This is a genomic window from Burkholderia sp. Ax-1720, from assembly GCF_011753035.1.
GTDB lineage: Bacteria > Pseudomonadota > Gammaproteobacteria > Burkholderiales > Burkholderiaceae > Burkholderia > Burkholderia gladioli.
Map to the genome: position 1 here is coordinate 16294 of NZ_VWWK01000084.1, position 12312 is coordinate 28605.

General features: G+C 66.4%; 10 protein-coding genes. 4 read left to right on the top strand and 6 right to left on the bottom strand.

The genetic code is table 11. The features are described from left to right. Window positions 1-5: 5 nt before the first annotated feature. Together F3J18_RS22175 and F3J18_RS22180 are read right to left on the bottom strand one after the other, a co-directional pair. A complete protein-coding gene (locus F3J18_RS22175; protein ID WP_166914220.1) occupies window positions 6-860 on the bottom strand; it encodes a DUF4123 domain-containing protein in 855 nt (284 codons plus the stop codon). Then, the gene (locus tag F3J18_RS22180; protein ID WP_166914222.1) at window positions 860-3409 is read right to left on the bottom strand and encodes a type VI secretion system Vgr family protein; all 2550 of its coding nucleotides are present in this window, start codon (window positions 3407-3409) and stop codon (window positions 860-862) included. The genes F3J18_RS22175 and F3J18_RS22180 overlap by 1 nt, the downstream gene beginning before the upstream one ends. 397 nt (window positions 3410-3806) lie before the next feature. Here F3J18_RS22180 and F3J18_RS22185 point away from each other — a divergent pair, with 397 nt between their 5' ends. From F3J18_RS22185 to F3J18_RS22200, 4 genes are all read left to right on the top strand, one after another. Continuing rightward, complete coding sequence (locus F3J18_RS22185; protein WP_166914224.1) at window positions 3807-4541, top strand: SDR family oxidoreductase; 735 nt, start codon at window positions 3807-3809, stop codon at window positions 4539-4541. 70 nt (window positions 4542-4611) lie between these two features. Continuing rightward, a complete protein-coding gene (locus F3J18_RS22190) occupies window positions 4612-5460 on the top strand; it encodes a fumarylacetoacetate hydrolase family protein (RefSeq protein WP_166914225.1) in 849 nt (282 codons plus the stop codon). A 147-nt stretch (window positions 5461-5607) separates the two neighbouring features. Further along, the gene (locus tag F3J18_RS22195) at window positions 5608-6351 is read left to right on the top strand and encodes a FadR/GntR family transcriptional regulator (RefSeq protein WP_166914227.1); all 744 of its coding nucleotides are present in this window, start codon (window positions 5608-5610) and stop codon (window positions 6349-6351) included. A gap of 110 nt (window positions 6352-6461) precedes the next feature. Further along, the gene (locus F3J18_RS22200; protein ID WP_166914229.1) at window positions 6462-7553 is read left to right on the top strand and encodes a potassium channel family protein; all 1092 of its coding nucleotides are present in this window, start codon (window positions 6462-6464) and stop codon (window positions 7551-7553) included. A gap of 147 nt (window positions 7554-7700) precedes the next feature. Here the strand turns inward: F3J18_RS22200 and F3J18_RS22205 are convergent, their stop codons facing one another. The 4 genes from F3J18_RS22205 to F3J18_RS22220 form a co-directional block, all read right to left on the bottom strand. Continuing rightward, window positions 7701-9485 (bottom strand): IlvD/Edd family dehydratase, encoded by a 1785-nt coding sequence (locus F3J18_RS22205; RefSeq protein WP_025099218.1) that lies wholly within the window; start codon window positions 9483-9485, stop codon window positions 7701-7703. A gap of 269 nt (window positions 9486-9754) precedes the next feature. Beyond that, window positions 9755-10066, bottom strand: coding sequence for a HigA family addiction module antitoxin (locus tag F3J18_RS22210; RefSeq protein ID WP_025099219.1), 312 nt, complete (start codon window positions 10064-10066; stop codon window positions 9755-9757). 44 nt (window positions 10067-10110) lie between these two features. Further along, on the bottom strand, window positions 10111-10389 hold the full coding sequence (locus F3J18_RS22215; RefSeq protein WP_025099220.1) for a type II toxin-antitoxin system RelE/ParE family toxin: 279 nt from the start codon (window positions 10387-10389) through the stop codon (window positions 10111-10113). 172 nt (window positions 10390-10561) lie between these two features. Then, window positions 10562-11620: a LacI family DNA-binding transcriptional regulator gene (locus F3J18_RS22220; RefSeq protein ID WP_240156423.1), complete on the bottom strand. Its 1059-nt coding sequence runs from the start codon at window positions 11618-11620 to the stop codon at window positions 10562-10564. Between the last annotated feature and the right edge of the window lie 692 nt (window positions 11621-12312).

The window sequence follows — 12312 nt, forward strand, 5'->3', positions numbered from 1 at the left end:
CGCATTCACGTTTGCCGCCCATCGCTCGTCGGCGCCATCAACCGCCTCAACAAAACCGCGCCCTCAGGGGACTCATCGAACGCCTCCCCATGTCGCGCAGCCAGCGCACAGTATTCCACCTGCATCCCGAGCCCTTCGATACCAAATCGTCGCGCACGCTCGATCTGGCGACACACGAATCCGTAACGCTCCCGCTCCGGGATCGCGGCAAACGTCGACGAATCGCGTTCGTTGAGATGCAACAGCAAATTATCCGGAACACTCGCCTCGATCAGGTCATCGACCTGCGCCTGTTCCAACCTGAACGGCGGCCGAAGCGCCACCGACTCCGCAAGCACCTCATCCTGCCTCCAATCGATCTGACGCAGCCTCCCATGACGATCCCAATACCACCAACGCAGCACCGGCGCGAAAAACGCCTGACGCTGCGCCTCGGATAGCACCGGCCCCTTCACGAACAGATCATCGTCTTCCGACGACCCCGCCAGCGTCGCAAGAATCGACGGATCCCAGCAGGCGAGCACGATAGGCGTGTCATCCGGCAGGTGGACCCGCAGCAGCGGTTTCAGATGTGCCTCGAGCTCCACCAGCGACAAGGGCGAGGCAATCACCATCGCACAGGGCGACACCGGCCCATGCAGTCCGAGCCATTCACAAGTGGCTTCGAAACGATCAAGCGGAATATGGACAAGATGTGGCGACACGGCCTGCACATCGGATCCGCCCTCCATCAGGCAGACGACCTCATCCGGCCTATCCGACAACGCGCCGGGCAGCCGCTCATTGTGCAAAGGCGCGGCAAGCACATACAGCCTTGCCGCCAGATCGCGCGCTTCCTCAAACACGGTTCGCAGCTCCATCACGCCCCCTGCGTGACGAAGGCACTGCGGGCAGCAGCCTGCTTCATCATGCACGGCACACAAACCGCATCAGGCGGCATCGGCATCGAATACGGCATGCGGGCAGGCCCGCTGAAGGCATGCGTCCCGCCCTTCACGTCGATCTTGCCCGGCGCATGGATTTCGATATTGCCGCCCGCCAGCCGGATGTAGGCACCACCCGACGTCAGCAGGATCTCCCGCTCCGCGGCCACCTCGATCGCCTCGGTCGCCGCCAGGACCTTCACCGTCTTCCGGGCCGTCAACTCGACATTGTCCGCATGCGCCTGGATCTCGACCTTGCCCTTCCCCGCGAACAACTTCATGCCGGCGTTCTGCACGAACAGGCTGATCCGGTCCGCGACACCGGCGATCAACGACTTGCCGGCAGCCACATGCACGCCCTGCCCGCTCACCATGTTGATATGCCGCTCGGCAGCCAGATGCGCCGACTGCTGCGTCGACATCGCGATGCCCGCCGGGCTGGCCATCAACATCACGGGCTGCTTGAAGGCATTCGCGTTACCCATGCCGCCTCCAACCGTTCGGCCGCCCGAAGCGTTGCCGGCTACCGTGTCCTGGGTGGCATCGGTGTACTGCTTCAGCGCATCATGGCCCGCGGCCAGGCTGTCGGCTTGATGGGCCTCGCTCGCCTGCGACAGCGCCTCGATCAAGCTCTCCGCGCTCACCAACTGTTGCTGCGCCTCGCGCACATCGAGAGGCTGACTGCCGGCGCTCTTGGCATGCGTGCCCAGATACAGTCCACGCGCGGCCCGCACCGCGCCATGGCTATCCGTGCGCAGGTCGAATCCGGAGCCCAGGTATTCGCCGCGCGCGTTGCCCGCCTGCTGGATCAGATACCCGAGATGCAGTTGCGAGTTGCCCTGGCTGCTGTACAACTGCACACGGTTCTGGCCGGTCGCGTCATCGAGCACGAGCTGGTTGTAACCGCTGCCGCCATATTCCTTAGAGCGATAGCCGGACAGGATGCCGTTCGAATGCCATTGCGGCTGCGTCGCGCCGTTGTAGACCCGAGCGACCGCAACGGGCCGATCGCAATCGCCGCCCACGTAGTCGATCAGAACCTCCTCGCCGACACGAGGAGGATGAACCGCGCCATACCCCCCGCCCGTATCCGACTGCACGACACGCACCCAGCACGACGCACCGGCCTCGCCCGGATTGCGGCGATCCCACACGAAACGCACCTTGATGCGATTGAGTTGGTCGGTATGGACTTCCTCGCCGCGCGGCCCGACGACAATCGCCGTCTCCAGATGCGTGACAGGCTTGCGATGTTCGAACGGGCTGCGGAACGGCACGCTGCTGCGCTGGGCTTCGATCCAGATTCGGTAGTAGCCGCTCGCCCCGTCGAAATGCGGCACGACGAACGTATCGTTCGATTCACCCGCGCGTGCCTCATCGATCGAGGCCTGCAGATCCTGCGGAAAGCGCGCGCCGCCGGCCGCCCCAGGGAGGTTGTTCGCGATCAGCCACTTCACCTCGATCACGGCGAATTCGCGCTGATTCGCCGGATCCCGGTCGTGCTCGGGATGATCCAGCAGCGTGAAGCGTCGGCCGGCGTCGATCGCCCGCAAACCGCCCTCGCCCGCGAAACGCTTGGCGCGCGATTCCCATTCCTCCATCCGGATCCGCGTGAGCGCGTCGCCGCGCGCCTGCTCCAGGTAGCGATACGCGCCCGTGTATTCATACACCTCGGCCTGCGCCGGCAGCGCGCCCTGATTCGCCTGCGTCGGCAGGTTCGTGCCTTTGGGATTGACGGCGGGCGCCGGACGTTTGTAGTCGAAGGTTCGGGTCGTGTACGAGGTGCTTTGCAGCGTGCGGCTGCCCGACCATTGAGTCAGCGCGTCCGCCTCGCTCCGCGTATCGGCTCGGTAAAAACGCACGATGTCGGCGGGGGCAAGCGCCGTCAGTCGATCGGTGACGACCAGCGTATGCGAACGCCCATCCGCCGCCTGCTCCCAGAAGCCGTAAAGCCCTTCGTCCTCGAGCAGGCGATGCACGAAATTCCAGTCGCTCTCGTCCTGGCGGCAGAACGAACGCGGCGGCAGCGCCTCGACAAGATCGAAGCGAAACGCGCCTCGCGCCTGGGGATGCTGGTTGAACACATCGGCGACGATATCGTCGGCCGGGCGATCCTGCCAGATCCGCTGGTCGCGACGAAACTTCAGGAAGTGCATCCAGGAGGCGAAACCGAGCTGGTAGCTGCTCAGCCCGCCGTCGGCGCCAAGCCGTCGCGCCGTATGAACGTAGCCATGATGCGGTCGATACGATTTGTCCGATTGCTGGATCCAGAGCGTGACCGGCTGGGCAATCAAGGCCTTGAGTTCGAGCGTGTCGTTGCGAGACGCGACGTCGACCGTGAATTCGAAATGCCGCCCCAGCCGCGCCGATCCGCTCGCGCGCAGCGGCAGCAGGACCGTGGCCTCCAACGGAGAATCCAGCTTCAGCAGGCGATCCTGCTGAAGCCAGCCGCGGCTGATGCCTTGCGCCCATTGATGCGCGTCCATCGCTAAACCCTTCTGTTTTATTCGCTCTTGTCATGTCGATGGAGTGCTCCATCCGACCCTCGGGCGCAATTTTATGAAGCTGGTCGCGAAGGGACGTTAATCAACGTCAGGTTGGCCGTGCCTCCGCGCTGTTATTACGCAGCCCGAATGACAGACCAGAAAAATATATCTTTACGACCGATTCATTCAATCGATAAAACGCGACACCCGCACTCTTCACCCGAAGAAGCGTGCAACATGTCGGCAAATACCTGTTTATTTCAATCAAATTCCACCCAAGGGAAAACCCGCAGCCGCTCCCCCTCGTCATCCGTCCGATTCCCCGTTAAGATCGCATCTGGCCCACTGGTCCGGCCAATTTCATCCGGACCGCAACCGGATACGCACAGGAGACACGATGAGACTGGAAGGCAAGGTGGCCGTCGTCACGGCCGCGGGCGCGGGGATCGGACAGGCGGCGGTGCTGGCGCTGGCGCGCGAGGGTGCGCAGGTCTGGGCGACCGACGTCAAGCCCGAGTTGCTGAAGTCGTTCGAGGGCGTCGCCAACGTGCAGACCGCGCCGCTCGACGTGATGAACCGCGCCGCGATCGACGGCTTCTTCGCCGGCCTGCCGCGCGTGGACGTGCTGTTCAACTGCGCCGGCTTCGTCCACAACGGCACCATCCTCGAGGCCAGCGACGAGGATTGGGACTTCGCCTTCGATCTCAACGTGCGCTCGATGTTCTGGACCATCCGCGCCGCCCTGCCCGCCATGCTGAAGAACGGCGGCGGCAGCATCGTCAACATGGCCAGCGTGGCGAGCAGCATCCGCGGCCTGCCGAACCGCTTCGTCTACGGCACCTCGAAGGCGGCCGTGATCGGCCTGACCAAGGCGGTGGCCGCCGACTACGTGCTCAAGGGCATCCGCTGCAACGCGATCTCGCCGGGCACGGTCGACACGCCCTCGCTGCAGCAGCGCATCAACGCCTACGAAGACCCGGTCGCCGCGCGCGCCGCCTTCGTGGCGCGCCAGCCGATGGGCCGCATCGCGCGCGCCGACGAGATCGCGCCGATCGTCACCTTCCTCGCCAGCGACGATGCAGCCTTCGTCACCGGCCAGACCTACTCGGTCGACGGCGGCATGACGATCTGAGCCGCGCTCGCGCCGATACGAAACCGCATTTCCCTTCCGTCTTCACCGGATTCACCAGGAGCCTCACCTCATGAAACTCGCCCGTTATGGCCAGCCCGGCAGCGAAAAGCCGGCCCTCGTCGATCAGGACGGCAAGCTGCGCGACCTGAGCGGCGTCATCGCCGACATCACGCCCGCCACGCTCGACGAAGCCTCGCTCGCCAAGCTGCGCGCGCTCGACGTCGCGTCGCTGCCGCTGGTCGAAGGCACGCCGCGCCATGGCTGCCCCGTCAACGGCGTCGGCAAGTTCCTCGCGATCGGCCTGAACTACTCCGACCACGCCGCCGAAACCGGCCAGCCGGTGCCCAAGGAGCCGGTGGTGTTCACCAAGGCGATCTCGTGCATCCAGGGGCCGAACGACCCGATCATGCTGCCGCGCGGCTCCGAGAAGACCGATTGGGAAGTCGAGCTGGGCATCGTGATCGGCAGCGTGACGCGCTATGTCGAGCGCGAGCAGGCGCTCCAGCACGTGGCCGGCTACGTCACCATCAACGACGTCAGCGAGCGCCACTTCCAGCTCGAACGCACGCCGCAATGGGACAAGGGCAAGGGCTGCGATACCTTCGGCCCGATCGGCCCGTGGCTGGTCACGCGCGACGAGGTGCCGAACGTGCAGGCCCTGTCGATGTGGCTCGAAGTGAACGGCAAGCGCGTGCAGAACGGCAGCACCAGCACCATGATCTTCGACGTGGCCGAGATCGTCAGCCACCTGAGCCAGTTCATGACGCTGATGCCCGGCGACGTGATCACCACCGGCACGCCGCCCGGCGTCGGCATGGGCATGAAGCCGCCGCAGTTCCTGCGCGCCGGCGACGTGGTCAAGCTCGGCATCGAGGGCCTCGGCGAGCAGCAGCAGACGGTGGTGCCGTTCAAGCTGTAAGCGGCGGCCTCGCGCCCTGCCTCGATGCGCGACGCCCGGCGTCGGCCCGCCAGCGGCCGGCGCCGGGCGTTGTCCTATAATGTGCGCCCCGCGCCCACCGGCGCGGGCCGCTCCTCTCAATCCGCCGGCCAACCCGTCGAGCTCGCCATGCCCTTCCAGCCGATCGAAACGAAACGGCTCTACAGCCAGATCGCCGCGCAGATCACCGAACTGATCGACGCCGGCGAATTCATCGTCGGCGAGCGGCTGCCGGCCGAACGCGATCTCAGCGCGCGGCTCGGCGTGAGCCGTTCCTCGCTGCGCGAGGCGCTGATCGCGCTGGAGATCGAAGGCAGCATCGAGGTGCGCAGCGGCTCGGGGATTTTCGTCAAGCAGCGCGGCAAGCCGGCGGCCGCCGCGGCGATGGCCGATGCCACGAACGCCGCCGACGCGGCGAACCCGGCGGCCGCGCCGCGCATGCACGCGGTCTCGCCGTTCGACGTGATCCGCGCGCGTGCCTACCTGGAGCCCGAGATCGCGATCCAGGCCGTGCGCCACGCCTCCGACGCGCAGATCGAGACCGTGCTGGCGCGCCTGGAGAAGCTGCGCGCCGGCAAGGTCGGCGATCCGCAGCTCAACGAATACGATCGGCAGTTCCACCTGAGCCTGGCCGAGGCCTCGGGCAACAGCGCCTACGTGGTGCTGCTCGACCAGCTTTGGATCCATCGCACCACGCCGCTCTACATGACGCTCGAACAGCACTTCTTCAGCACGCAGTGGTGGGCCGAGTCGATGGACGAGCACGAGGAGATCTACGCCGCGCTCAACGAACGCGACGTGCGCCGCATCAGCCTCGCGATGGGCCTGCACATGCAGCATGCCGAGCAGCGGCTGGCGGGGCAGTTCAAGTAAGCGGCGCGTCGTGCCGGAAACCCTGCCGCGAATCTATCGGCTCGTTTTCGGAATCGGCGCGCCCATGATGCGGCCGAAGTAGAATCCGGGCACGATCACCGGAGTTCCCCATGGCACGAGTCCGTCGCAGAGCGCTCCCTTCCCGCCTGAGGCGCCGCCTTTTCCCGGCCCACCGGGGCATCGCGCATCGCATCCTGTTCACCCGCCCCGCCAGTTCGCCGCTGAAGACCCTGCTCTATCGGGCCTTGTTCGTCGCCGGACTCTGTGCCCTGGCGTTCATCGTGCTGTACCTGGATCGCAATGGCCTGTACGACGCGCATCGCCAGTCGCCCGGCGGCATCGACCTGCTGTACTTCACCATGGTGACGATCGCCACGGTCGGCTATGGCGATATCGTGCCGATCACGGCAAAGGCCCGCTTGATCGACGCGTTCTTCATCGTGCCGATCCGTCTCATCATCTGGTTCACCTTTCTGGGAACGGCTTACCAGTTCGTCATTCAACGCGTCGTCGAGGAATTTCGCATGAAGCGCCTGCAAAAGGAGTTGCAAGGGCATGTCATCGTCTGCGGATTCGGCATGGCCGGATCGGTGGCCGTGCAAGAGTTGCTGGAAGGCGGCGTGGATCCACGCGACATCGTGGTCATCGATCCCGCGCAGGAATCGCTCGAGGCCGCCGCGGAACTCGGCGTGATCGGGCTGCGTGGCGACCCCTCGCGCGAGGATCTGCTGCAACAGGCCCAGGTTCGCCAGTCGAGCGCCGTGATCGTGGCGGTCAACGACGACGCGACCGCCGTGCTGCTGACCTTGACCGTGCGCAGCATCGCGCCCGACACGAAGATCATCGTGCGGATCCGCGAGCAGACTTTCTGGCGGCAATTGCGGCAAGCCGGCGCGAACGTGATCGTCGGCTCGACCAAGATCGGCGGCCTGCTGCTGGCGAACGCGGTCAACAGCCGCTACGTGGTGCCGTTCGTCAACGACCTGCTGTCGACGCGCGGGCGCGTGATGCTACAGGAACGCCCGGCCGAACCCCATGAAGTGGGCCGCAGGAGCAACGAGGTCCCCGGCGTGGTGGTGATCGGCCTCGCGCGAAACGGAACCTTGATGTCGTTCTACGAGGAAGCGCCCGTTCCGATCGAAGCCGGCGACGTGTTGATGGTCATCCAGTCGACCAGGCAGGCAGCCGGTTCCCAGCCATGAGCATGGTGGCTCGGCGCGACGCGATGGCCGGCCGCCCCCGATTCCGGCCATCCTGATCCGGAAACGGAAACGCCGGCGGCCGAAGCCGACGGCGTCCGATCCTCCGCGGAGATCGCGCTCCGCCGGCTTCCGTGCAGTTTCGCCGGCTCAGTGCGAATGCCGCGGGTTGCCGCGCGTCTCCACCACCTTCAGGTACAGCGTGGCCGGCTCCAGGCAGCCTCCCGTCGACAGTTGCCCCACCGTCTGCCGATAAAGCTCCTGCCACGGCGTCTGCGCCGGCGGGATCTTGAACTCGGCGGTCTCGCGACGACGCGCCAGCTCGCCATCGTCGACCAGCACATCCACCTTGCGCGCGTTCAGGTCGACGCGGATCCGGTCGCCCGTGCGCAGCAGCGCGAGCCCGCCGCCGACGGCCGCCTCGGGCGACATGTTGAGGATCGAGGGGCTGGCCGAGGTGCCGCTCTGGCGGCCGTCGCCCAGCGTCGGCAGCGAGGTGATGCCCTCGCGCACCAGCGAGACCGGCGGCGCCATGTTGACCACCTCGGCGCTACCCGGGTAACCGACCGTGCCCGCGCCGCGGATCACCAGGATGCAGTGCTGGTCGATCTCCAGCGACGGATCGTTGATGCGCGCGTGGTAGTCCTCGGGGCCGTCGAACACGATCGCGCGCGCCTCGAAGGCGTTCTCCGAGCCCGGCTCGGCCAGGTAGGTCTGGCGGAAGGCCTCGCCCACCACCGACATCTTCATGATCGCGCTGTCGAAGAAGTTGCCCGACAGCACGATGAAGCCGGCGCCGTGCTTGAGCGGCGTCTCGGTGGTGCGGATCACGTCGCGGTCGTTGGTGGCCGAGCGATCGGCGATCTCGCCGATGGTGCCGCCCGACACGGTCAGGCAGTCGCGATGCACCAGGCCCGCCTTCGACAGCTCGTGGTACACGGCCGGCACGCCGCCGGCGCGGTGGAAGCTCTCGCCCAGGTATTCGCCGGCCGGCATGCAGTTGACGATCAGCGGCACCGATTCGCCGACGCGCTGCCAGTCGTCGAGCGACAGCTCCACGCCGACGTGCCGCGCGATCGCGATCAGGTGCGGCGGGCAGTTGCTCGAGGCGCCCAGCGCCGAGGCGATCACGATCGCGTTCTCGAAGGCCTGCTTGGTCATGATCTGCGAGGGACGCACGTCCTCGCGCACCAGGTCGCAGATGCGCTTGCCGGTGACATAGGCCATCTGGCCGCGCTCGCGATAGGCGGCGGGGATGCTCGCGCAACCCGGCAGGGACATGCCGAGCGCCTCGGCCAGGCTGTTCATCGACAGCGCGGTGCCCATCGTGTTGCAGTGGCCGATCGAGGGCGAGGACGCGGTGGTCAGCTCCATGAAGCCTTCGTAGTCGATCTCGCCGGTCGCCAGCAGGTTGCGCGCATGCCAGATCACCGTGCCGGAGCCGACGCGCTGGCCGTTGTGCCAGCCGTCCAGCATCGGGCCGCCCGACAGCACGATGGCCGGCAGGTCGACGGTGGCGGCCGCCATCAGGCAGGCCGGGGTGGTCTTGTCGCAGCCGGTGGTCAGCACCACGCCGTCGAGCGGGAAGCCGTGCAGCACCTCCACCAGGCCGAGATAGGCCAGGTTGCGGTCGAGCGCGGCGGTGGGCCGGCGGCTCTGCTCGGCCAGCGGGTGCACCGGGAATTCCATCGGGATGCCGCCCGCGTCGCGGATGCCGGCCTTGACGCGCTCGGCCAGCGCGATGTGGTGGCGGTTGCAGGGCGCGAGATCGCTGCCGGTCTGCGCGATGCCGATGATCGGCCGGCCCGACTGGATTTCCTCGCGCGTGAGCCCGTAGTTCATGAAGCGCTCGACGTACAGCGCGGTCATGTCCGCATGCGACGGATCGTCGAACCATTCCTGGCTGCGCAGGCGTCGCTTGGTCTGTTGTGTCATCTCGTTCTCCATGTCCTGATCGTTCCGACGCCGCGGCCCGCCCTCGAGGCGTGTGCCCGCGCTACCCGCGGCCGTCTCCTCTGATTTGATGTCCCGGCACGGCAGGCGAGGCGTGACGCCCTGCCCGCTTCCCGCGCAATCCCTTGCGCAGTCGATTGGTTACCGGTAACCCGAGACGGATGGTAGCACGCCTTGCGGCGTGGAGCGAGTGCTTCGGGAGGGGGAAAACGAGGGGGGGCGTGCCGCGGCGGGCAGACCGCCTTGCCGCATCAAGCGAAGCTCAATTCACCCGGGGCGCGCTTCACTTTCTTCGGCGCATGCTTGCGTGCCTGCCAGAGGTCATAGTCCATTTGCATGCCCAGCCAGAGATCGGCGCGGCCGCCACGATCGACGCCGAGCCACTGCTCTATGCGCAGGGCCATTTCGGGCGAGATCCCGGCTCGCTCGTTCAATATCCGGGACAACTGCACACGCGAGACGCCAAGCTGCTCGGCAGCCTCGGTGACGGTCAGGTTCAATGCCGGCAGGATGTCTTCACGAAGAATCTCGGCAGGGTGCGGGGGGTTGAACATCTTGGACATGTTTTCGTACCTTGAATGAACGTAAACGCGAAACGGCTACACGCTCAGTGATAGTCGCGATAGTCGACCAGGATGGCGTCGTCTCCGTCGAACATGAAGGTCAATCTCCAGTTGCCGTTCACCTCGACCGCCCACGTGCCCGCCTCGTCGCCCTTCAGCGGATGCAGGCGCCATCCCGGCTGCCCCATGTCGTTTGGATTTTTTGCGCGGTTCAGTGCCGTCAACTGCCGCCGCAACTTGCTTTTATGCGTGGCTTGAATGCCTGCCGTGGAACCTGTTTCAAAAAAGTGTTCGATGCCCTTATGACGAAAGCTCTTGATCATGACGATTGCACACAGTGAGTGAATCCTCGGCCTGGAATTCGTTTAACCCACCGCTCGGAAGTATATCGTGTAACGACACTAGTTACAAACTAACCTCCGGCGACTCCTTGTTTGGCAAGGTTTTTTTCTTATCTCGACAACAAACAACTGATCCAAAAGCCGCGCTGCGCCCTCAAGCGCTTTCGCGCTGCACCACCGAGAACCGCAGCTTCACGTGCCTGTACCCGGCCGCCAGCGCGGTGCCGTGCGCCATCGCGTCGAACAGCACCTCGCCGGTGCGCTGGCCGATGCAGTAGGCATCGACGCTGACGGTGGTGATGGTCGGATGCGAGCATTCGGCCACCTCGAAATCGCCGAAGCCGGCCACCGCGATGTCCTCGGGCACGCGCAGGCCGCGCCGATGGCACTGCATGATCGCGCCGAAGGCCGACATGTCGCTGACCGACATCACCGCGTCGGTGTCGGGCCAGCGCTCCAGCAGCGCGTCGAGCGCGGGGCCGCCGTGGGTCATGTTGGCCGGCGTGTCGCCGATCCGCACCACGCGCGGCTCGCCCAGCCCCAGCGCGCGCACCGCCGCGCGATAGCCCTTGAGCCGCTCCATGCCGCGCCGATCGTTGTCGTTGGCGCCGCACAGGAAGCCGATCCGGCGATAGCCGCGCCCATGCAGGTAGACCACCATCTCGCGCGCCGCGCGCTGGTTCGAGAAACCCACCGCCGCGTCGATCGGCGCGCCGGGCAGGTCCCACATCTCGACGATCGGCACGCCCGCGCGCTTGAGCAGGGCGGTGGCGGCCTCGGTGTGGAACGCGCCGGTCAGCGCGATGGCACGCGGCTGGTAGCGCAGGAAGGAACGGATCAGCCGCTCCTCGCGCGCGATGTCGTAGCCGGTATCGCCGATCAGCAGTTGCAGGCCCCGGGGCTCCAGCGCGTTCGACAGCCCGCGCACGGTATCGGAGAAGTTCGAGCTGGCCAGCGAGGGCACGATCACCGCGACGAAATCGGAACGCCCCGAGGAAAGCGCCCCCGCCGCCGCGTCGGCCACGTAGCCGAGCGTGTCGACCGCGCGCAGCACGCGCTCGCGGGTGGCGGCCGCCACCACGCGATGGTTGGCCAGCACGCGCGACACGGTCATCTTCGAGACGCCGGCCAGCCTGGCTACGTCGGCCATGCGCGGCGGCCCCTCGAGACGGGTCGGCGGGGGTTTCGGTGCGCGTCGGCTGGCATTGCCCATCGATAGGAGTCCGGTATGTCCTGTCCGCCTGGCGGGGCGGGTTGAAAAGTGGGCGACATCATACGGGACTCAAAAGCGCCGTGGGCTGATCCGGATCGAAATCGCGCGAGAAATGCCCGGAGATGAAAAGGCCTGGACATCGATCGCATTCCTTATGGATCGCGGCCCGCACTCGAAAACGCGACGCCGGCGCCGCGCAAACGAACCAATCGGGAGCAGTGGAGAGAATCGTTGAGGATTCCAGGATCAATCGAGGCAGCGCGATGCGCTTCGCGCATCAATCGCGATCATTGATCCATCGCGCGCCGCAGCCGGCCTCGCACAGGCCGAGCGGGCCCGCGTCGCGCGCCGACAACAGTGTCGGCGGAGCACGCCGCCCGGGCCGGGCAGTCCGCGCGGCCATGAAAAAACCCGGCGGCGGCAAGGCGCCGGGCCGGGTTCCACATATCGCAGCGTGCCGCCGCGCTGGCGAGTTCGCTGGGCAGCGCGGCGACCAACGCCGCCCTGCCCGCCCATCCTCAATCCCAGTGACGGTAACCGCGATGATGGCGACCATGGCCGTAACGGCCGCGACGGTAATCGTCGTCGTAGGAGTTCGAGCGCGAGACGTTGCCGCCCAGCGCCGCGCCGGCACCGCCGCCCAGGGCCGCGCCGACCAGGCCGCCCGAGCGTCCGCCCATCGCGTTGCCGGC